Consider the following 20,659-nt stretch of genomic DNA (forward strand, 5'->3'; position numbering starts at 1 on the left):
AAGGTGACGTAGATGATGCAGTCCATTCAAAAATCATTATCGCAGATTGAGCGGAACAAGCCGAAAGGGATTCCTACCCTAGAAGAAATTAAACAAGAGATTTTAGAAAGCGACCTAGTTAAACAATTTTGTCAGCAGCATCCGGATCTTGACTCAAGCATTGTAGAAGGCTCACTCAGTAAGCTTGATCAAGTGATCCGTGAAGAAAAGAATTGTGAACGATGCTCGACATTAGCGAATTGTCCCAACTTGGTTAAAGGACACAAGGCCCGTCCAACTTGGACGGGAAACTATATTGAAGCCGTGTATACGCCATGTGCGAAATGGATACAGAAAAAGCAGCAACAGAAAAGGGAAGAGTTAATTAAATCCCATCATATTCCACATGATGTCTTATCTGCCTCCTTTCAAAATTTTACGCAAGATACAAAAAGAATTGAAGCCTTTCGAGCTTTATTGGAGTTTTGTTTAAAGGCGGAACCGGGAAGTAAAGAAGTGAGAACAAAAGGGATTTATCTATACGGGCCACTGGGGGTAGGAAAAAGTCATTTAATGGCGGCTACTGCCCGGAAATTGGCGGATCGGGGGATTTCCTCTTTAATGGTATATACACCCGATTTCTTTCGTGAAATGAAAGAATCCCTGCAAGATAATTCTCTACAGGAGAAGGTGACAGTTCTAAAAAAGGTTCCCGTGCTTATTCTTGATGATATAGGGGCTGAGAGCATCTCTCCTTGGGCCAGGGACGAAATATTAGGGGCAATTCTGCAGTATAGAATCACAGAAAATTTACCGACATTATACACATCTAACTATAATTATGAACTGTTGGAAGAGCACTTCTCCCATTCTGCTAAGGGTGGAATTGAGTTGATGAAGGCAAAAAGAATAATGGAGAGGATTATCCATTATACAAATGCCTATATGGTTGATGGAATGAACCGTCGAGCAAACGGGTAACAAGGCGGTCAGACCCTAGTTGAAATTTATCCAAAAAAAGGAGTTGCCGTAATTCGAGCCTGTCAAAGCGGTAGTTTTTCTTTAAGTGAATTGGATAAATTTCGACTGGGGTCTGACCCCGAGAATCAGGGAGGGGGATTATATCTTGGGAATTGATCATATTTTGGAACGGGTGCTAAAAGGAGAAAGATTAGGGCTGGAGGACGGAATTCGTCTATACGAAAGCGATGAAATTGAAAAAATTGGGCATGCAGCCAATCTAGTGATGCAGAAATGGCATCCTGAACCGATCACTACATTCGTGATTGGGCGCAATATTAATTATACAAACATTTGTGACACATATTGCCGTTTCTGTGCTTTTTATCGGCCGCCGGGACATGACGAAGGGTATGTTCTTTCCGATGATGTCATCTTGACCAAGATTCAGGAAACTGTAGATGTGAATGGGACAGAGATCTTGATGCAGGGTGGAACAAACCCCAATCTCAAGCTTGATTATTATACGAGCTTACTTCGCAAAATAAAGCAGCATTTCCCACAAATACAGATGCATTCTCTTTCTGTTGCGGAAATTGTGAGGATTGCTGAAGTATCCGAGTTACCAGTAGAAACCGTGCTTAAAGAACTTCATCAGGCAGGATTGGATTCATTGCCAGGGGCAGGAGCAGAAATATTAGATGACCGTACTCGGATGAAAATAAGCCGCAAGAAGGGTTCCTGGACCGAATGGATCGACGTCATGAAAAAAGCTAATCGGATTGGAATGTCCACGACCGCTACAATGGTCATTGGCTTCGGAGAGACCTATGAGGAAAGAGTTCTCCATATGCTCCGGATCCGCGAAGCACAAGATGAAACGAATGGGTTTAAAGCCTTTATATCCTGGACCTTCCAGCCTGATAATACCAATTTGAAGGCGGAGAAAGTAACCGCCGAAGAATATCTTAAAAATGTTGCGATCAGCCGCTTGATGGTTGATAACATCGCTAATTTCCAATCTTCCTGGGTAACGATGGGACCTGAAACCGGAAAAAAATCGCTAAGCTATGGCTGCAATGATTTTGGTTCAACGATGATGGAAGAGAACGTCGTTTCGGCGGCGGCTTGTACCTATAAGGTGAATACGAATCATATTCTTCAATTGATTCGAGAAGCCGGTAAAATCCCAGCACAACGTAACACCAAATATGACATTTTGCGTGTGTTTAAAGAAGGGGAATCAGCGGAACAGGATTTTGTGATGCAAAATTAATAGCAATTATTAAAATAAAAAAACTAGGCCATGGCCTAGTTTTTTTTATTTTAGAAAAAATGAAAAGAAAAGTACAAAAAAGCGGGACATAACAGTGAATGTAATGAGGCTAAATGTGGATCTACCCGATGAACGTTGAGAATGACTTGGTGATTTCAATTAAAGCAATAATGGGTGCCGCTAAGGGGGCTACAACAGCCATGGCAATACCTTTAAAGACACTTCTAACTGAATGGATCATTTCTCATCGCTCCTTATGCGGTTTTAAATTTCACAAATCTGTCACAATTTATGATGATTTAATCTTACATTAATTAGAATACTTTGTCAATAAACTGTTAAACAATTTTGAAAAGAAATGCCGAGGAATGGTAAATTTGTTTAACTTGTTAAACACTCCTTTCTCCTGTTAAAGCATCAAGTATAACCTTACTAAAAGGTCATATACTAGAAACTAAAGGGCACTTATGTACTCATCATTATGGTTTCTAAAAGGCGGGTAAAGAGGAGGTGTAGCGATTGAAACTATATAAAATCGTTATGAAAAAAGAAATTCAGCCACTTCCACATTTCGAAGAAATAGTAAAAAATAATTTTATGATCTTGGGGGAGAACACAAAGACCTTCCAATATGAAGTAGAACGACGAGATGATATGGACTGGACATATTATTATTGCCGCTTCTGGCCTCGGTTTGAACATACAATTGAATTCTTTGATCAGATTTACGCAATCATAACTCAAAGCATTTCAGAATACATAATGAATTGTAAAGAGGAAGAAGTTATCCGTGATATTCTTACCCAAGAGTTTGGTTTCAAAAGTATCGAAGAGCAGGACCAAGTCTTACCTTTTGTTTTTCATTTGTTAAATGAAGAGGAATATGGTGGGGAAGGAGAACTCGAACGAAAACGAAGAATGCAAGAAAAGATAAAGAAGAAAGCTGAGGATTTTTTGTTACTGGAAAACACCCTGGCCATAGATGGGTTTATTCGTTTTAGACTAAAAGAAGAATGGGAAGAATGGAAGCTTGTCACAGAGCATGCCGTCGATGAATTTTTAATGGATAAAGAGTATAAGGAGTTCATCGAATTTGTACGACATTTAGTCTCCATCCAGGTCCCGACGATTGAGTTATTGCATGTCATCCATATTGATGATAAAAACTTTTGGCTTTTTGATCAGGATTGGCAGGAGATTTCCACCATGTCTAGCGGAAACGGCCTTTTGGCGGAAGGGGAAAATAAAGTCCATTACGAAGAATTGGTGCTAAGCCAACTCATTTCGATAGCCCCTCATCACATTATTTTGCATACGGATCAGGAGAACCATCATATTATTTATACAATAAAGAAAGTATTTGAAGATAAAATTGCTATCTGTCGCGACTGCCAAGGATGCCAGTCTTTAATCGGTAAAATTCAGATGGGACAAATCTGCGAATTAAATGATCGATAACAGTCTTGACATTTGGTTTTCCTTTGATATAATTTAATACTGTTAAGTGAATTATGGCTAATGAAAGCAGAAGCGTCCGCTTCTCACCTGTATTGACGCCCATTTTGGCTGTTAACGGGTTTATGGAACGAAAGTTTTCATATGATCATGAAAACCTAGTGCGGACGGTTTGCGTGCGCACTTTTTTGCTTTGTTATCCGTAATGAACCGATAAAGTAAATGTATTAATTCAAAACTCCCCTTCCGGGAGTAACATTTCATGGAGGTGGCAGGCAATTAGTAAGGAACATTTAATCAATGAGGCGATTCGTGCAAGGGAAGTTCGTGTAGTCGGTGCTGGCGGGGAGCAACTTGGTATTATTTCGCTTAGAGAAGCTTTGCAAATGGCACAAGATGCTAACTTGGATTTGGTTGCTGTTGCTCCAACAGCAAAACCACCAGTATGCCGCATCATGGACTATGGGAAATTCAGATATGAGCAAAGCAAAAGAGAAAAAGAAGCAAGAAAAAACCAAAAAGTGATCAGCATCAAGGAGGTACGTTTATCGCCTACCATTGAGGAGCATGATTTTCAAACTAAATTGCGCCATGTTCAGAAATTCCTGGAGCAGGGTGACAAGGTGAAGCTTTCCATTCGTTTCCGCGGACGGGCGATTACGCACTCTGATATTGGGAGGAGTGTCCTTGAAAAACTTGCTGAGCAGGTTAAGGACCTTTGCGTTGTTGAACGTTCTCCAAAAATGGAAGGACGCAGTATGTTAATGATTTTGGCGCCAAAAAACGAGAAGTAGTTGTAGCAATAGATGGGAGGAAATGACTATGCCAAAGATGAAAACCCATAAGGGAGCTCAGAAGCGTTTTAAAAGAACGGGTTCCGGTAAATTAAGACGCCACCATGCTTATACAAGCCACTTGTTAGAATCCAAGAGCCCTAAGCGTAAGCGTAAGCTTCGTAAGGGAGCGCTAGTGAGCAAGGGCGATCAGAAGCGTATCGAACAATTATTAACTTATCTATAATGCAAAATTAAACGCAGAAATTAATGCAAGATTCTAGGAGGGAAATGCTATGCCAAGAGTAAAAGGTGGTACTGTTACTCGTAGACGTCGTAAAAAAGTCCTTAAGTTAGCTAAAGGTTATTTCGGTTCGAAACACCGTTTATTTAAAACAGCAAAAGCTCAAGTAATGAAATCCTTGCTTTACGCTTACCGTGACCGTCGCCAGCGTAAACGTGATTTCCGTAAGCTTTGGATTACACGGATCAACGCTGCTGCTCGGACTAACGGATTATCCTACAGCAAATTAATGTTTGGACTTAAAGAAGCAGGAATTGATGTAAATCGCAAAATGCTTGCTGATTTAGCTATCAACGATAAAGCGGCTTTCACTGAGCTTGCTAACGTAGCAAAGCAAAAAGTGAATGCTTAAGCATAACTAAAGGGTGACTCAAGAATCGCTACATGGCGGTCTTGGGTCACCCTTTTTTGGTCAGGTTGGGAGGTTTTCTTTTATTCCTTCAATTAAAATTTTTACAACCTCGGGGCGTGAAAACTCAGGAGGAGGAAAAATTCCGTTCCGCAGCATGGAGCGCACCTTTGTCCCAGACAATATCACATGATCTTCTTCCGGATGTGGACAAGTTTTATAAGAGGCCATTCCAGCGCAGCGTTTGCAATAAAAACTATTTTCGAAACATAAGATCTGAATGCCTAACTCTTCACTGGAAAAAGACTTTAGTAATTCCTGTGCTTCATATGTCTGATAGTAATTCCCTACACCTGCGTGGTCGCGACCAACGATAAAATGTGTACATCCATAATTTTTGCGGACGAGCGCATGGAACACAGCTTCACGTGGTCCGGCGTAGCGCATTGCCGCGGGGAATACTCCGAAGAAGGTCCGTTCTTTTGGATAGTATTGATCAAGCAACACCTGATAGCTCTTCATTCGAATAGGGGCTGGAATATCATCTGCTTTGGTTTCTCCGACTAAGGGATTAAGAAATAATCCATCTACCATTTCTAATGCTGTCTTTTGAATAAATTCATGGGCACGATGGACGGGGTTCCTCGTTTGAAAGCCCACAACGGTTCTCCACCCCTTTTTCTTGAAGGCTTCCCTTGTTTCAACTGGTGTGTAAAAGTGTTCATGAAATTCTCCACCGTGAGGTTTTACCAATGCCTGAATCGGGCCGCCGAGATAATACTCCGGTCGCTGAAGCATTTTCTTTACCCCCGGATGGGCAGGGTCTGTCGTTTTATAGACAAGAGCAGCTTCCCGCTCTTTATCTGGTTTGTAACGGTCTTGTACTTCCATAACGGCGTAGGGCATGCCCTGGTGGGTAAGAACAATCATTTCCCCTGGGGACAGAATCTCTGCCTGTTCCTTGGTTACAGCCAAGGTAACAGGGATGCTCCAGATTTCCCCGTTTGCAAGCCTCATTTCCTGTACAACCCGGTCATAATCCTCTTTATTCATAAAGCCTGTTAACGGGGAGAAGGCCCCTATGGCAATACATTGAATATCTGATAGTGCCCAGGCATCCAACTCGATCCCGTGCAGTGAAACTGATTTTTTTAACCAATATTCTTTTTGCTCATCTTGAATGATTCGATCGATTAGTTTCCCTCCGTGTGGGATTGAAATATTCATTTTTAGTCCCCCTATTTATGCAGTCCGCATTCCGTTTTTGTAAAACCCGCCCACCTTCCGGAACGGGGATCTTGCCCAGGTTTGACTTGTTTAGTACAAACCGAACAGCCAATGCTTGGGTAGTGCTGATCGTGCAAAGGGTTATAAGGAACTTGATGGGTTTTGATATACGTCCAAACTTGCTCATTTGTCCATTCAACTAATGGGTTGAATTTCAGGAGTTTGAATTTATCATCCCATTCTACTCTTTGCGCGTTGGCTCTTGTGATCGATTGTTCTCTTCTGATACCTGTAATCCAGGCTTTGTTTTGGCTTAGGATCCGCTGTAAAGGTTCGACTTTTCTCATTGCGCAGCATTGATTAGGCTCCTTTTCCCAAAGTTTATCTCCATATTTTTCTGCTTGCTGCTCCAGGGTTAAGTCTGGCTTCACCTGAATAAATTCAATTCCGTAGGTCTTTTTTAAACGATCACGGGTATCATAAGTTTCCTGAAAGTGTAAATCAGTGTCCAAATAGAAAATCTTTGGTGAATCAATGATTTTGCTTGCCATATCTACCAAAACGACATCTTCAGCTCCAAAACTGCATGCCAAAACCATCTCTTCAGCAAAGAGTTGGTAAGCTTCCTTCAACAGCTTTTGTGGATCCTCCAGTCTTCTTAATTCCATGATCATATCCTTTGAAAAATCAGGTGTATCTTTTTGCATGGTACCCTCCCTTTCCTTTACCCGTTTTCAGTTTATGCATATATCGTTCTAGGTTGATACCTATAGATGGCGAAATATGGTGAGGGATGAGCCTAAATTAGGGGTATGATATAAGAATTGTGCCTTTAGATAATCAATCTATAAAGGCTCCATTTGCTTTGGAGTGAATAATTTCCAATCTAAATGCTAATAATTATCTGGAAAAAGAGTTGACGAAATCGGGTGAAATTACTATAATTACTCGTAACATCATATTTGATTAAGACCCTTTTTTAACAATTTTTTTACAGGCATTGACGAGGACAAAGGATAAGAACTTTACTTCAAAGAGAGTCCGGGATGGTGGGAACCGGATAGTGAACCTTATTTCTAGTCACCTCTGAGCCGCCGTCTGAAAGGGAAACCAATTAGGAATGGCCGTTTGATATGCGTTAAGTATCGAGGTGTATAATTTTTATTGCACCTGCTGAGGCTGTTACCCGTGAGGGGACAGTAAATTTGGGTGGTACGCGGACCTTTTCGCCCCAACAAGTAGCACAAGTTTCGTGCTCGGGGTGAAAGGGCTTTCTTTTTTTATGGCAAGATAAATGATAAATCAAATTCCTGCAGTATAGAAGCCCTAAAGGACAACTACATGGTTTGCGGAAGAGGGCAAATCGACGTAGTTCACAAGATGAAGGAGGAGAAGTCATGAGCGGAGACATGCTAGTTGCTCAAAAGCCAGAGGTTCCACCGATCAAACAAGGTGAGGTGATCACGGGTGCAGACGCATTGCTAAGGTCACTGCTGCTTGAAAATGTCGAATATGTTTTTGGTTATCCAGGTGGTGCCGTTCTTCCTATCTATGATTCTTTATATGGAAGCCACTTAAAGCATATTCTCAGTAGACATGAACAAGGTGCGATACATGCCGCAGATGGTTATGCGAGGGCAACAGGAAAGCCAGGGGTTGTCATTGCTACTTCAGGACCAGGTGCAACAAATCTGGTTACAGGAATTGCAACGGCTCAAATGGACTCTATTCCTTTAGTAGTGATCACTGGGAATGTAGCACAAAACCTAATTGGTACGGACGCCTTTCAAGAGGCGGATATTACCGGAATTTCTTTGCCGATAACAAAACATAACTATTTCGTTCGTGATATTAAAGATTTGCCAAGAGTTGTTAAGGAAGCGTTTCATATCGCTACAACAGGTAGACCTGGTCCTGTTCTCATTGATATTCCCAAGGATGTAAACAATGCCAAAGCACCATTCTACTATCCTGAAACAGTGAACATCAGAGGATATAACCCTACCTTAAAACCTAATAAAATGCAAGTAGATCGCTTGATTTCAGCGATCTCTGAAGCGAAGAAGCCTGTCATTATGGCAGGCGGCGGAGTCATCGCTTCCGGTTCGGAGAAAGAGCTATTGGTGTTTGCTGAGAAAACAGGGATCCCTGTCATTTGCACCCTGATGGGATTAGGAGCGTTCCCTGGAACACACCCACTCGCTTTAGGCTGGCCGGGCATGCATGGAAACTATGCTTCCAATCAAGCGATTCTCAATTGCGATCTGTTAATCGGGATTGGAAACCGCTTTGATGACCGGATTACCATGGGGCGGACTAAAGAATTTGCTCCAAATGCTAAGATTATTCATATCGATGTCGATCCAGCGGAAATCGGGAAAAACGTTGACACCTTTATTCCACTTGTTGGCGACGTGAAATTGGTTCTTGAAGCGGCCTTGGAAAAGGTTGAGAAGGCAGATACGGCTGCTTGGATTGAACAATTAAAGGATTGGAATGAAAAACATCCATTCTCTTACAAGAGTGATACAGGAAATCTGAAGCCACAAGCCGTGATCGAAATGATTTATGAAACAACTAATGGTGATGCGATTGTCACAACCGACGTTGGTCAGCACCAGATGTGGACAGCGCAGTTTTATAAATTTAATCAGCCGCGCTCCTTTATTTCCTCAGGAGGTCTTGGAACCATGGGATTTGGTTTCCCGGCTGCAATCGGTGCTCAATTCGCATATCCAGATCGACTTGTCATTTCCGTCAATGGAGATGGCGGATTCCAGATGAATCAGCAGGAACTGGCCATCATTTCTGGACACAATATTCCGGTGAAAGTTGTAATCCTGAACAATAAATGTTTAGGAATGGTCAGACAGTGGCAGGAACTCTTCTATGATAATCGGTATAGTCAAGTAGATCTTACACATAGCCCTGATTTTGTTAAACTTGCCGAGGCATATGGTGTTAAAGGATTGCGTGCTGAAACAGAAGAAGAGGCAAGAAAAGTATGGTTGGAAGCACTGCAACACCCTGGTCCTGCTGTGGTTGAATTTGTTGTGGAATCTGGTGAGAATGTTTATCCGATGGTTGCAGCAGGGACTACACTGGATCAAATGCATATGGGAGATGAGAAATAATGGAGAGGCATACCATATCTGTACTAGTAAATGATCAGCCTGGTGTATTGGCCCGCGTTGCCAACCTGTTTGGAAGAAGGGGCTTTAATATCGACAGTATTACTGTCGGTCCTTCTGAAGAAAGAGGCTTGTCTCGTATGGTCATCGTAACAACAGGTGATGATAAAACAATTGAGCAGGTTACAAAGCAACTTCATAAACTCATTGACGTTATTAAAGTACAGGAATTGAGCAGTGGTCCAATGGTTGCTAGAGAAATTCTTCTGCTTAAGGTAGAATCCGGCCCTGCTACGCGTGCTGAAATTTCTGGGATCGTAGAACCGTTCAGGGCTACGATCGTAGACGTTGGTCCTCAATCGATGATTGTCCAAGCGACAGGAGATTCTGAGAAGATTGACGCATTGACAGAGCTTCTGAGACCTTACGGCATCCGCGAATTAGCGAGAACTGGCGTTACCGCCATGTCTCGCGGGATTGCTACTGTAAGAGCTTAGCAAGAATCTGGATTTGCTGCATCATAAAATTCAACTAATAAACAAGGCCTAGGAGGAGAAAAAATTATGGTAACCATGTATTATGAAAAGGATGTTAATCGTCAAGTAATGGAAGGCAAAACAATTGCAGTTATTGGGTATGGTAGCCAAGGGCATTCCCAAGCACAAAACCTAAGAGATAGTGGGTTCAATGTTATTATCGGTCTTCGTCAAGGTCGTTCTTGGAAACAAGCTGAAGAAGATGGATTTGAAGTATATAGCGTAGGAGAAGCAACTTCTCGCGCTGATGTTGTACAAATTTTGCTCCCAGACGAAGTTCAAGCAAAATCTTACAAAGAAGAAATTGAGCCTAATCTTAAAAAAGGTGCTGCAATCTTCTTCTCTCATGGTTTCAACATTCACTTTGCACAGATTCAACCTCCTGCAGACGTTGACGTAGTAATGGTTGCTCCTAAAGGACCTGGACACCTTGTACGTCGTGTATATGTTGAAGGATTTGGTGTACCTGCATTGATCGCTATTGAGCAAGATGCTAGCGGTCAAGCGAAAGAAATCGGACTTGCTTATGCTAGTGGTATTGGAGCTACTCGTGCAGGTGTTATCGAAACAACATTCCGTGAAGAAACAGAAACCGATCTTTTCGGTGAGCAAGCAGTACTTTGCGGAGGAACCTCTGAACTTGTAAAAGCAGGTTTTGAAACACTTGTTGAAGCAGGATATAAGCCAGAAGTTGCTTATTTCGAATGTTTACATGAATTGAAGCTAATTGTTGACTTAATGTATGAAGGCGGATTGGAATACATGAGATATTCCATCAGTGATACAGCTGAATTTGGTGATTACAACACTGGTAAGCGTATCATCAATGAAAATACAAAAGCAGAAATGAAGAAAGTATTAGCTGAGATCCAGGATGGAACCTACGCTAAAAACTGGATCCTTGAAAACCAATCCAACCGTGCAGCATTCAGCGCTAGACGCAGAATTGAAAAAGAACATCAGATTGAGCAAGTTGGTAAGCAATTAAGAGAAATGATGGCTTGGATTAAGAAGTAAAAGACTATCAATCATCGCCACGATCTAAGGAATCACGAAAAGAGGCCGTGAGAAAATGAAATCATTTAATATAGCTGTTATACCGGGGGATGGAATCGGACCGGAGGTTGTTGAAGAAGCATTAAAAGTTCTTGCTGTCATAGAAGAACAGGAAAATGTAAAATTCCATTATCAATATGGCCGCCTTGGTGGATGTGCGATCGATGAGGATGGTACGCCTCTGCCAGAACATACAGTACAAATTTCCAAAGCTGCAGATGCTGTTTTACTTGGTGCGGTAGGCGGACCAAAGTGGGATCAAAACCCAAGTCATCTTCGTCCAGAGGTTGGAATTTTAGGGATACGCAAGGCTTTAGGTTTATATGCTAACCTGCGGCCGGCCATTACCTATGAGTGCATGGCGAAAGTTTCCTCGCTAAAAGAAGAAGTCGTCGCAGGTGTTGACTTGATGGTTGTGAGAGAGTTGACAGGCGGCATCTACTTTGGTGATAAAAAACGCTTTACTTCGGAAGATGGGAAAGAGACGGCGACAGACACCCTGATTTATCAGGAAGATGAAATCGATCGTATTGCCCGCAAAGCGTTTGAAATTGCGATGAAGCGAAATAAGAGACTTGTCTCTGTTGATAAGGCCAACGTTTTGGAAAGCTCTCGTTTATGGAGAAGCATCATTGAAAAAGTAGCGAAGGATTATCCCGAAGTAGAGTACAGCCACATGTTAGTAGATAACTGTGCCATGCAGCTCGTCCGGGCTCCTAAACAATTCGATGTCATCGTGACTGAGAACATGTTTGGCGATATTCTCAGTGATGAAGCTTCCATGTTGACCGGCTCGATTGGAATGCTTGCTTCTGCCAGTTTAAGTGACGGTAACTTCGGACTCTACGAGCCCATTCATGGAACCGCACCTGACATAGCTGGCAAGGGGTTAGCTAATCCGATTGCAACCATCCTTTCCGCAGCACTTATGCTCCGTTATTCTTTTGGTTTAGATCAAGCAGCCCAAAGAATTGAAGAAGCGGTAGAAACAGTACTTAATCGTGGTGTTCGCACCTCCGATATTGCGGAAGATAGGGAAAAGGCAATTGGCACCAAAGAAATGACAGAGCAAATCTTGTCTGTATTAACAGGCAAATAAAAGAGGCTGTCCTATAAAGGGTCGTTAAACCGATCCTTTTACGGACAGCCTTTTTTGTTGTTTACGAGTGGGAGTCCCCAACCAACTGTTCGCTGTTCCCCCTCCTAATCTTTCTGCTCATTTAAGAATTCCCGAACCGGGGTGCCCCACAAAACCTGACTGTGGGGGTAATGGGTTAGGATGATCTGCTCAATACGTTTGAAATCCGCTTTGTCCAATCCGACTAAGCTATCCTTTGTTTTGGGCCAGAGGTGGATTTTAATAATGTGGAAGGCATCATCGGTCGTTCCCATATATTTTTCTCCTTCAAATAGAACCCCTTTGTAGGCCAAAAACAGATTTTGATGAACACTTTTTCGGTTATCCATTAACAAAGTTGTACCGGATTCCAAAGCTGATTGCAGCTTTCGTTTGGGATTTATTAAATAGGTAATGATCCAAATAAGAGAAACCACAAATACTATGAACAGGATAAAACGAAAAAAGATTGGCATGTCAGTATTCCTCCGATCACTACTTGATCATCATTCTATACGTTTTAAAGACAAAATCGATTCATTTTTCTTTTGTTTTTGTTTTTAATGCTTCTTTGATATCATAAATCACATGAGTTGGAAAGGAATGTTGCTGAACAATGAAAACTGTGATTGCCACATTAAATGCAAAATACATACATACTTCTTTAGCGTTAAGGTACTTGAAGGCTTATTGTCAAAAAGACTTCGATATAGAAATGGTTGAATTTACGATCAAAGATACACCGATGAATATTGTTACAGATATCGTCCTGCACAACCCGGATGTCGTCGGATTCTCCTGTTATATTTGGAATATCGAAGAAACGATTGTTGTTATCGATATGTTGAAAAAGATTAATCCTTCAATAAAGATCGTGTTGGGTGGCCCTGAGGTTTCGTACGATGTAAAAGAGTGGATGGAGAGATTAACGGAAGTTGATTTTATTGTCGTTGGTGAGGGGGAAGAAACATTTCATCATTTGTTGACGGAAATTTCTACAGACCAGAAATACCATATGGTTTTTGGAATTGCCTATCGGAAAAATGAAGAAATCCTGATTAATCCTCCGAGACCTAAATTGGATTTGAATACAATTCCTTCGCCATATCAGGGATTTGATGACATTGAGGAATTGCGGAATCGCGTGGTTTATTTTGAAACATCAAGAGGCTGCCCTTTTTCCTGTAGCTTCTGCCTCTCTTCGATTGAAGTAGGTGTACGCTATTTTGACATTGCACGGACGAAGCAGGAACTCCTGTATTTAATAGACAGTGGTGTTAAACTCATTAAATTTGTAGATCGGACGTTTAATATTAAGCGTGATTATGCGATGGAGATTTTCCAATTCCTCATCGAGAATCATCAGGGGACGGTCTTCCAGTTTGAAATTACCGCAGATATTATGCGTCCTGAGGTACTGGATTATTTAACGGAAAATGCGCCACCTGGAGTTTTTCGATTTGAAATCGGCGTACAATCTACACGCGATGAAACAAATTTATTGGTAAACCGCCGACAAAACTTTAACAAACTCACACGTACCGTACAAACGATAAAAAATGCCAAGAACATCGATCAACATCTTGATTTAATTGCGGGTCTTCCGGAAGAAGATTATATTTCTTTCAGAAAAACATTTAACGATGTGTTTGCCCTTCGGCCGGAAGAACTGCAGCTTGGTTTCTTAAAGATGTTAAGGGGAACTGGTATTAGAATAAGTGCTGAAAAATATGGATATGTCTGGATGAAACGTGCACCTTACGAAATACTAGGCAACGATATTCTTCCCTTTACGGATATCATCCGAATTAAACGGGTGGAGGATGTGCTGGAGAAATATTGGAATGCACATCGGATGGACTACACGGTAGAATTTTTAGTAACGAAAGTGTTTGAAACTCCTTTTGATTTCTTTCAGGAGTTTGGGGATTACTGGGAGTCACAGGGTTGGCAGCGCATAGGGCATCAGCTGGAGGATTTGTTTAGCCATCTGTATGAATTTCTAGAGAAGCGCCAAATCCATGAACTACCAGTCATTAAAGGTTTAATGCAGCTTGATTATTTTCTAACCCAAAAGAACAAACCGCGAAAAACCTGGTGGAAATTCGCAGTGGAAAAACAAGATATGCAGCACATTATGCGATGGATTGCAGAACGTCCTGAAGTTCTGGGAGAGGAATTTGTAGCCCTTAAACTTGATGAAAAAGAACTTCATAAGCATACTATCATGGAAATCCTTCCTTTTGATCTAAAGAAATATCTACAAACTGGGGAAATTTATGAATCAACTTGTTTGTTAATTGTATACTATGAACTGGGACAAGGGCCGCGGTTTTACAGTGTCTCGGAAGATGTGGCAGAGATTCCCCTTGCACATCCCTTGGTGTGAAAATATTGGATTTGTAGAGTATAATAAGGGGAAGGGTAATTTTACCATTGATAAGGAGGGCTTCGATGGAAGACCAATTGTTGTCGATGTTTAAAGAATTGACCGAAACACCCGGAGCACCCGGACATGAGGGGCCGGTTCGGGAAGTTGTTAAGAAGTACATATCCCCCTATGCTGATGAAATCTATACGGATAACCTAGGAAGTTTAATTGCCAAAAAAGCAGGTCCAGAAGGTGGACCGAAAATTATGGTTGCAGGGCACCTCGATGAGGTTGCTTTTATGGTTACGATGATCACGGAAAAAGGGTTCTTACGTTTCCAGCCGCTTGGCGGATGGTGGGAACAAGTCATGTTAGCGCAAAGAGTTACCGTGCATACAAGGAAAGGTCCGATTGAAGGGGTTATCGGTTCGACGCCACCTCATATTCTATCGCCGGAGGCGAGGAAAAAGCCCGTAGAGAAGAAAAACATGTTTATTGATATTGGCGCTTCAAGCAAGGAAGAAGCGGAGGAGTTCGGCATTCGTCCAGGGGATACCGTCATTCCTATTTGTCCGTTTACCGTAATGAAAAATCCAAAGCTTCTCATGGCAAAGGCCTGGGACAATCGCATTGGGTGTGCCATTGCCATTGAAGTACTGAAACGATTGAAAGGGGAAAGTCACCCTAATTCGGTCTATGGTGTGGCAACAGTTCAGGAGGAGGTTGGATTACGAGGAGCGCAAACCTCTGTCAATGCAGTAGGGCCGGATATTTCTTTTGCCGTTGATGTAGGAATTGCTGGAGATACACCGGGAATCAAAAAAGAAGACGTTCAATCCAAGATTGGCGCAGGGCCGCAACTTCTTCTCTATGATGCGTCCATGATTCCTCACCGCGGATTGAGAGATTTTGTGGTTGATGTCGCTGAAGAATGTAAAATTCCCTTCCAATTTGACATGATGTCAGGCGGGGGAACCGATGCGGGAAAGATGCATCTTCATAATAAAGGTGTTCCTTCGTTAGTTGTCAGTATAGCGACTAGGTACATCCACAGCCATGCAGCCATTTTACATCGCGATGACTTCGAAAACGCCGTCCAGCTTTTGGTGGAAGTCATTAAGCGATTGGATCAAAGTAAATTGAATGATATTAGAAGCGTTTAGCAATCTTCTTTTGATCGAAATTAGGCCTAATAGCGAAAAAGTTACTCCGCTATTAGGTCTTTCTTTTGCGTCCTTTTGACCACTATCCCACCCTGTCAGGAAGGCAACGTAGATTTTGTTTTTGTCAGCACCATCATTGAGTATCCTAACTTCCTCAACCTTATTACCATTATCCCTCTCGTTCAGGAGGCTTGCTCAGCATTCATTCGACCGCTTTGATCAACCTAACTACCCACTTCCTCTGGCCACTATCCCTCTTTGTCAGGTGCTAGCTCAGCCACTTTGTCGAAAACTTCTTCTTTACATAAGAACACACGTTTGATATCGTGCAAGTAGAATGAATGTTTGGTTTGGAGGAGGATTCATTAATGGATACGCTAACCCTAGATCAATTTCAAGATCGTTTTCATTCGGAAGATGTCTGTGTCGATTACTTGTTTCAAATCAAATGGCCCCATGGGTTTGTTTGCCCCAAATGCAGCCATCGGCATTTCTATCGGATCACTACCCGCCGGCTTCCCCTCTACGAGTGTACCCACTGCAGCCATCAAACGTCTTTAACTGTTGGAACCGTTATGGAAGGGAGCCCGACCCTCTTGCAAAAATGGTTTACTGCCATCTTTTTGGCCTCCCGTCCCTCTCCTGGGATCAACGCCGTGCAACTGAAAGAGATCATCCAAGTCACCTACAAAACCTCCTGGCTAATCCTTCAGAAGATCCGTCGGGCCATGAGTACGTCTGATGCCACACACCTCTTGTCCGGCATGGTCCAAGTGCATGATGCTTGCTACGGCCACCCCTACAACATAACCCACCAGACCCATCCCAAAGAGCATTTTCTCCTTGTGGGTACATCCCTGAATGAACAAAAACAACCTACCTATATCAAAATGAAGCTTCTCATGGAATCACCTAGAGAGAAGTTTATTTCGACTCCAGAAAAAAAGTCGTTTGCGGAGAGGTATATTGAGGCAGCGGATTCTGAAGTGGAATATATCACGCAACGACTCAAACCACGCAGACTGAAGATCGGGTACCCCTATTTTAAAAAAGCTTCCCAGTGGATAAACGACACCTTTCATGGTTTGGGCGTACGCCATTTGCAGGCTTATTTAGATGAGTTTTGTTTTCGGGTCAATCAGGCACTGGATCAGGCTCCTATTTTCGAGAGTCTTATTCAGCTGTGTGGAACAACAAAAAAGGCGAACTACTGGCAGGTGACAAGAAGGAGGAAAAAACAAAAGAAAATGCCGGCATACGTTTAATTGTTATGAACCCTTCTGGCTGTTAAGAGGCACAGAGCGTTTGTTCCATTAAATAGTTCTAAACCTAAATTTATAAAAGTGGAATACTAGAAAGGATTTAACCTGAGTAAATGGAATAGTAGTCAAAAGGATCTAAAAACATATTTCCTTATCTGCCCTCCTCCAAACATAAAAAATTGGGGTAACCCGACAACATCCCATTCTTCCTTACTCAATGGGATAGTGCCTATAAGGAATAGAAATACCTATACTTACACGCGTCCTATCCTTCTTAATTAATAAAAAGGCCACCCCCTCCGAAGCTGGAAGGTGTGGCACTGGGAAGGAAGGTCTGTTATAAAAATACCTTCACCTTCTAACCTCTTGTACTATGCATCCCCTGATAAATGGACTGGATCATCTGTTCTTGTCCCTGTATATCAGAGTTTTTCCACAATACCTCAAAAAGCACGCCAAGCCCTGGGAGGATTTTATCCTCACCACTTTGCACGGCATCAACCACCGTACTTTTCAAATCCGTTGTGGATGAATCAGCCACGTTATCGAGTACAGCCTGTCTCAGATCGACTTGACTAGGGTTCACCACGAGCACCTCCCTATCACTTTTTCCGTAATCATTTGTATTTTTTACGCTATGTATCATTTTCATCCAAATATCTAAACTAGAAATAAGGGTTGTGGTATAATGTGTCAAACGGGGTCAGACCTCAGTCAGAATTTGTTAAATTTACACAAAGAAATAACTGATTAATCTTTTGAACGGCTTTTTACCTTCGCAAATTCCGGCTGAGGCCTGACCTCTTAATGTCGGGGAAAGATCAGATTAATTCGCTTTTGGAGGAGAACAGATGTCTGAAACTTTTGCTGTCATCGGCATGGGGCGTTTCGGTTCTAGTGTTGCAAAAACATTATATGAAATGGGTCATGATGTGATGGCACTTGATGCAAATGAAGAAAGAATTCAGGAACACATTCAGTATGTTACTTATGCTGTTCAAGCCGATTCTACAGATGAAAAAGCCTTAAAAGAGTTGGGAATTCGAAATTTTGACGTGGTCGTCGTTTCCATCGGTGAAGATATCCAAGCAAGCATTTTAACCACATTAATTTTAAAAGAGCTTGGGGTAAAGCAAATTGTTGTAAAGGCTCAAAATGAACGACACGGAAAAGTTTTATATAAAGTTGGAGCCGATCGTGTTGTCTTTCCGGAAAGGGACATGGGACACCGTGTAGCCTATAATCTTGTGTCACCTAATATCTTGGATTTTATTGAGCTTGCAGAGGATTATAGTGTCGCTGAGATTGTTGCTTCTAGCCGGATGTACAACAAAAGTCTAATTGATTTGAATATCCGCGCCAGATTTGGCGTGAACGTTGTTGCCATTAAAAGTGGGGGAAAAATTAATATTGCCCCAAAAGCGGAAGATACAATCCAGGAAGATGACATCCTTGTTGTAATTGGACACAATGAGGATTTGCAAAAGTTGGAGGATAGAGCTAAATAATAGAAAGGTTAAAGAGGGATGGAATTTATTCAATCGATCCAGAATTCTAAGGTCAAACAATGGGCTAAACTTATTAGCAAAAAAGGCCGGGAACAGGAGCACGCTTTTCTTGTTGAAGGCGAGCATCTTGTAGAAGAAGCAATGAAAGCTGAGGAACTCATACAGTGCTTGATTATACAAGAAACCATGCAGGAGAAATACCAGGGGTGGATTGATGAATGCCGCGCACCGAGTTATTTGGTATCTGAACAAGTAATGAACAAGCTTTCCGAAACACAAACTCCACAGGGAATTTGTGCTGTTGTTCAGATTAACAAGCATAGTTTGAGCGAATTAACGGAGGGAAGGCCAATTTTACTCGCCCTTGATGGGTTGCAGGATCCCGGGAATTTAGGAACAATCATTCGGACGGCAGATGCTGCTGGGATCGATGGGGTAATCTTGGGGAAAGGGACAGTTGATCTTTATAATGGAAAGGTCATACGTTCGACAATGGGCTCTATATTTCATTTACCTATCTTTCAATTGGATTTGACTGTTGAGATTCCACGCTTGAAGGAAAAAGGCTTTCGCATTGTATCGACTTCCCTAGAAGGTGCTGTCGCCTATGATGAACCTCAGTATGCGGATGCTGTTGTGATCGTGATCGGAAATGAAGCAAACGGCGTTTCACAAGAAATCTTGCAGTGTTCTACAACAAAAGTCAAAATTCCCCTCTACGGTCAGGCAGAATCTCTGAACGCTGCGGTGGCAGCGGGAATCATTCTCTATGAGGCGGCAAGGCAGCGAAGGAAGTTGCAAGGTTAATGCATATTTATTATAATAAGGTTTAAAATGCAAAAGATTGAAAAGTGATGATAGAGAATAGTACATAGCATAAAAACTGTAAGGAGTATGGAACCCATGCTCTGCAGGGAATGAGGAACGCGACTGGAAGTCCTCTACAGTGGTAACTATGGAATTCGCTCTGGAGCTGTCCCTTGAACCGTTTTAATGTAGAGGGTACCGGTGTAGAAGCATCGTTAAAGAAATGAAGTGAGAACCAATGAATCTTTCATTGTTCTAATAAAGGGTGGTACCGCGACCTCTCGTCCCTTGGGATGAGAGGTCTTTTTTATGTGATGACAGGAGGAAAAGAAGATGCGTGATAAACTAGTTCAACTGAAAACAGAAGCACTTGAGCAGTTCCAACAGGCTTCATCTTTAAACAGTTTAAATGAATTACGGGTCCAATATTTGGGGAAGAAAGGTGAACTCACCGAAATCCTCAAAGGAATGGGAAAACTCCCTGCGGAGGAACGGCCTTTGATTGGGCAATTGGTCAATGAAGTAAGGGATGCCCTTGAACAATTGCTGGAGGAAAGAAAGGTTTCCCTCGAACAGGCTGCTATTAACGATAGATTAAGCAAAGAACGGATTGATGTAACTCTTCCTGGAAAAAAGGTAGCAAAGGGAAATACACATCCGTTAACACAGATCGTTGAACAAATAGAAGATATTTTCATTGGCTTAGGTTTTACGGTTGCGGAAGGACCGGAAATGGAAACCGATTATTATAATTTTGAAGCCTTGAATCTTCCAAAAGACCATCCAGCAAGAGATATGCAGGATTCCTTCTATATTTCTGAAGAAATCCTAATGCGGACCCATACCTCACCTAACCAGGTTCGCACAATGGAATCACGTAAAGGGGAAGTCCCTGTAAAAATTATTTGCCCTGGAAGAGTGTATCGCCGCGATGATGATGACGCAACACATTCCCATATGTTCCACCAAATTGAGGGGCTTTATATTGATAAAAACATCCGCATGAGCGATCTTAAAGGGGTTCTGCTTGCCTTTGCCAGGGAGATGTTTGGGGAAGATGTGCAGATCCGTTTACGTCCGAGCTTTTTCCCATTTACCGAGCCAAGTGCAGAAGTTGATGTGACCTGTGCTGTTTGTAAGGGATCGGGATGCAGGGTTTGTAAAGAAACGGGATGGCTGGAAATCCTCGGATCCGGAATGGTTCACCCGAAGGTTTTGGAAATGTCGGGATATGATCCAGAAAAATACACAGGTTTTGCTTTTGGGATGGGTGTAGAGCGGATTGCCATGCTAAAGTACGGAATTGAAGATATCCGCCATTTTTATACCAATGATCTGAAATTTTTAAAACAGTTTAACCGATAGATAATTGATTTAATGAAAAG

The 20,659-nt window shown here is 42.1% G+C and carries 20 protein-coding genes and 1 other annotated feature; of the genes, 16 read left to right on the forward strand and 4 right to left on the reverse strand.

Features of this window, described 5'->3' with window-relative positions; all coding sequences use genetic code 11:
* Window positions 1–12: 12 nt before the first annotated feature.
* The 6 genes from dnaI (at window position 13) to rplT (ending at window position 5,099) form a co-directional block, all read left to right on the forward strand.
* Entirely contained in the window at window positions 13–960 is a 948-nt protein-coding gene (gene dnaI / locus J2Z37_RS01510; protein WP_209808234.1) for a primosomal protein DnaI, read from the forward strand.
* Window positions 961–1,105: 145 nt separating this feature from the next.
* Window positions 1,106–2,215: a cyclic dehypoxanthinyl futalosine synthase gene (gene mqnC / locus J2Z37_RS01515; protein WP_209808236.1), complete on the forward strand. Its 1,110-nt coding sequence runs from the start codon at window positions 1,106–1,108 to the stop codon at window positions 2,213–2,215.
* Window positions 2,216–2,734: 519 nt separating this feature from the next.
* Window positions 2,735–3,673 carry a putative sporulation protein YtxC gene (gene ytxC / locus J2Z37_RS01520; RefSeq protein WP_209808237.1) on the forward strand — a complete coding sequence of 313 codons (939 nt, stop codon included), beginning with the start codon at window positions 2,735–2,737 and terminating at the stop codon, window positions 3,671–3,673.
* A gap of 254 nt (window positions 3,674–3,927) precedes the next feature.
* Window positions 3,928–4,464 carry a translation initiation factor IF-3 gene (gene infC, locus J2Z37_RS01525; protein ID WP_209808889.1) on the forward strand — a complete coding sequence of 179 codons (537 nt, stop codon included), beginning with the start codon at window positions 3,928–3,930 and terminating at the stop codon, window positions 4,462–4,464.
* A gap of 28 nt (window positions 4,465–4,492) precedes the next feature.
* Window positions 4,493–4,690, forward strand: coding sequence for a 50S ribosomal protein L35 (gene rpmI / locus J2Z37_RS01530; protein ID WP_209808238.1), 198 nt, complete (start codon window positions 4,493–4,495; stop codon window positions 4,688–4,690).
* 49 nt (window positions 4,691–4,739) lie between these two features.
* Window positions 4,740–5,099, forward strand: coding sequence for a 50S ribosomal protein L20 (rplT, locus tag J2Z37_RS01535; protein WP_209808239.1), 360 nt, complete (start codon window positions 4,740–4,742; stop codon window positions 5,097–5,099).
* A 60-nt stretch (window positions 5,100–5,159) separates the two neighbouring features.
* Here rplT and sat read toward each other — a convergent pair whose 3' ends face one another.
* The gene (gene sat / locus J2Z37_RS01540) at window positions 5,160–6,323 is read right to left on the reverse strand and encodes a sulfate adenylyltransferase (RefSeq protein ID WP_209808240.1); all 1,164 of its coding nucleotides are present in this window, start codon (window positions 6,321–6,323) and stop codon (window positions 5,160–5,162) included.
* An 11-nt stretch (window positions 6,324–6,334) separates the two neighbouring features.
* Window positions 6,335–6,997 (reverse strand): phosphoadenylyl-sulfate reductase, encoded by a 663-nt coding sequence (locus J2Z37_RS01545; protein ID WP_425340302.1) that lies wholly within the window; start codon window positions 6,995–6,997, stop codon window positions 6,335–6,337.
* A 723-nt stretch (window positions 6,998–7,720) separates the two neighbouring features.
* On the opposite strand from J2Z37_RS01545, the gene ilvB reads away from it, so the two are divergent.
* The 4 genes from ilvB (at window position 7,721) to leuB (ending at window position 12,145) form a co-directional block, all read left to right on the forward strand.
* Window positions 7,721–9,457 (forward strand): biosynthetic-type acetolactate synthase large subunit, encoded by a 1,737-nt coding sequence (gene ilvB, locus J2Z37_RS01550; protein ID WP_209808242.1) that lies wholly within the window; start codon window positions 7,721–7,723, stop codon window positions 9,455–9,457.
* On the forward strand, window positions 9,457–9,951 hold the full coding sequence (ilvN, locus tag J2Z37_RS01555) for an acetolactate synthase small subunit (RefSeq protein ID WP_245203475.1): 495 nt from the start codon (window positions 9,457–9,459) through the stop codon (window positions 9,949–9,951). The genes ilvB and ilvN overlap by 1 nt, the downstream gene beginning before the upstream one ends.
* 66 nt (window positions 9,952–10,017) lie before the next feature.
* Complete coding sequence (ilvC, locus tag J2Z37_RS01560) at window positions 10,018–11,007, forward strand: ketol-acid reductoisomerase (protein WP_209808244.1); 990 nt, start codon at window positions 10,018–10,020, stop codon at window positions 11,005–11,007.
* 55 nt (window positions 11,008–11,062) lie between these two features.
* Window positions 11,063–12,145, forward strand: coding sequence for a 3-isopropylmalate dehydrogenase (leuB, locus tag J2Z37_RS01565; RefSeq protein ID WP_209808246.1), 1,083 nt, complete (start codon window positions 11,063–11,065; stop codon window positions 12,143–12,145).
* Between the two features lie 104 nt (window positions 12,146–12,249).
* Here the strand turns inward: leuB and J2Z37_RS01570 are convergent, their stop codons facing one another.
* Window positions 12,250–12,639, reverse strand: coding sequence for a sigma-w pathway protein ysdB (locus J2Z37_RS01570; RefSeq protein WP_209808247.1), 390 nt, complete (start codon window positions 12,637–12,639; stop codon window positions 12,250–12,252).
* A gap of 140 nt (window positions 12,640–12,779) precedes the next feature.
* On the opposite strand from J2Z37_RS01570, the gene J2Z37_RS01575 reads away from it, so the two are divergent.
* From J2Z37_RS01575 to J2Z37_RS01585, 3 genes are all read left to right on the forward strand, one after another.
* Window positions 12,780–14,552 (forward strand): B12-binding domain-containing radical SAM protein, encoded by a 1,773-nt coding sequence (locus J2Z37_RS01575; protein ID WP_209808248.1) that lies wholly within the window; start codon window positions 12,780–12,782, stop codon window positions 14,550–14,552.
* Window positions 14,553–14,617: 65 nt separating this feature from the next.
* Window positions 14,618–15,697, forward strand: a complete 1,080-nt coding sequence (locus J2Z37_RS01580) for a M42 family metallopeptidase (RefSeq protein ID WP_209808249.1) — start codon at window positions 14,618–14,620, stop codon at window positions 15,695–15,697.
* 368 nt (window positions 15,698–16,065) lie between these two features.
* The gene (locus tag J2Z37_RS01585; RefSeq protein WP_209808250.1) at window positions 16,066–16,962 is read left to right on the forward strand and encodes a transposase; all 897 of its coding nucleotides are present in this window, start codon (window positions 16,066–16,068) and stop codon (window positions 16,960–16,962) included.
* A gap of 355 nt (window positions 16,963–17,317) precedes the next feature.
* Here the strand turns inward: J2Z37_RS01585 and sspI are convergent, their stop codons facing one another.
* Window positions 17,318–17,545 (reverse strand): small acid-soluble spore protein SspI, encoded by a 228-nt coding sequence (sspI, locus tag J2Z37_RS01590; RefSeq protein WP_342453762.1) that lies wholly within the window; start codon window positions 17,543–17,545, stop codon window positions 17,318–17,320.
* A 265-nt stretch (window positions 17,546–17,810) separates the two neighbouring features.
* Here sspI and J2Z37_RS01595 point away from each other — a divergent pair, with 265 nt between their 5' ends.
* From J2Z37_RS01595 to pheS, 3 genes are all read left to right on the forward strand, one after another.
* Window positions 17,811–18,467 carry a potassium channel family protein gene (locus tag J2Z37_RS01595; protein ID WP_209808251.1) on the forward strand — a complete coding sequence of 219 codons (657 nt, stop codon included), beginning with the start codon at window positions 17,811–17,813 and terminating at the stop codon, window positions 18,465–18,467.
* A gap of 18 nt (window positions 18,468–18,485) precedes the next feature.
* Window positions 18,486–19,274, forward strand: a complete 789-nt coding sequence (locus J2Z37_RS01600) for a TrmH family RNA methyltransferase (RefSeq protein WP_209808252.1) — start codon at window positions 18,486–18,488, stop codon at window positions 19,272–19,274.
* A gap of 38 nt (window positions 19,275–19,312) precedes the next feature.
* Window positions 19,313–19,566: a binding site (T-box leader), on the forward strand.
* 41 nt (window positions 19,567–19,607) lie between these two features.
* Entirely contained in the window at window positions 19,608–20,639 is a 1,032-nt protein-coding gene (gene pheS, locus J2Z37_RS01605; RefSeq protein ID WP_209808253.1) for a phenylalanine--tRNA ligase subunit alpha, read from the forward strand.
* Window positions 20,640–20,659: the final 20 nt, after the last annotated feature.

It is taken from the genome of Ammoniphilus resinae, assembly GCF_017873965.1.
Classification (GTDB): Bacteria; Bacillota; Bacilli; order Aneurinibacillales; family RAOX-1; genus Ammoniphilus_A; species Ammoniphilus_A resinae.

Coding starts and splice junctions, on each gene's coding strand:
- dnaI (WP_209808234.1), top strand. CDS start 13: ATGATGCAGTCCATTCAAAAATCATTATCGCAGATTGAGCGGAACAAG.
- rpmI (WP_209808238.1), top strand. CDS start 4,493: ATGCCAAAGATGAAAACCCATAAGGGAGCTCAGAAGCGTTTTAAAAGA.
- rplT (WP_209808239.1), top strand. CDS start 4,740: ATGCCAAGAGTAAAAGGTGGTACTGTTACTCGTAGACGTCGTAAAAAA.
- sat (WP_209808240.1), bottom strand. CDS start 6,323: ATGAATATTTCAATCCCACACGGAGGGAAACTAATCGATCGAATCATT.
- J2Z37_RS01545 (WP_425340302.1), bottom strand. CDS start 6,997: ATGATCATGGAATTAAGAAGACTGGAGGATCCACAAAAGCTGTTGAAG.
- ilvB (WP_209808242.1), top strand. CDS start 7,721: ATGAGCGGAGACATGCTAGTTGCTCAAAAGCCAGAGGTTCCACCGATC.
- ilvN (WP_245203475.1), top strand. CDS start 9,457: ATGGAGAGGCATACCATATCTGTACTAGTAAATGATCAGCCTGGTGTA.
- ilvC (WP_209808244.1), top strand. CDS start 10,018: ATGGTAACCATGTATTATGAAAAGGATGTTAATCGTCAAGTAATGGAA.
- leuB (WP_209808246.1), top strand. CDS start 11,063: ATGAAATCATTTAATATAGCTGTTATACCGGGGGATGGAATCGGACCG.
- J2Z37_RS01570 (WP_209808247.1), bottom strand. CDS start 12,639: ATGCCAATCTTTTTTCGTTTTATCCTGTTCATAGTATTTGTGGTTTCT.
- J2Z37_RS01575 (WP_209808248.1), top strand. CDS start 12,780: ATGAAAACTGTGATTGCCACATTAAATGCAAAATACATACATACTTCT.
- J2Z37_RS01580 (WP_209808249.1), top strand. CDS start 14,618: ATGGAAGACCAATTGTTGTCGATGTTTAAAGAATTGACCGAAACACCC.
- J2Z37_RS01585 (WP_209808250.1), top strand. CDS start 16,066: ATGGATACGCTAACCCTAGATCAATTTCAAGATCGTTTTCATTCGGAA.
- J2Z37_RS01595 (WP_209808251.1), top strand. CDS start 17,811: ATGTCTGAAACTTTTGCTGTCATCGGCATGGGGCGTTTCGGTTCTAGT.
- J2Z37_RS01600 (WP_209808252.1), top strand. CDS start 18,486: ATGGAATTTATTCAATCGATCCAGAATTCTAAGGTCAAACAATGGGCT.
- pheS (WP_209808253.1), top strand. CDS start 19,608: ATGCGTGATAAACTAGTTCAACTGAAAACAGAAGCACTTGAGCAGTTC.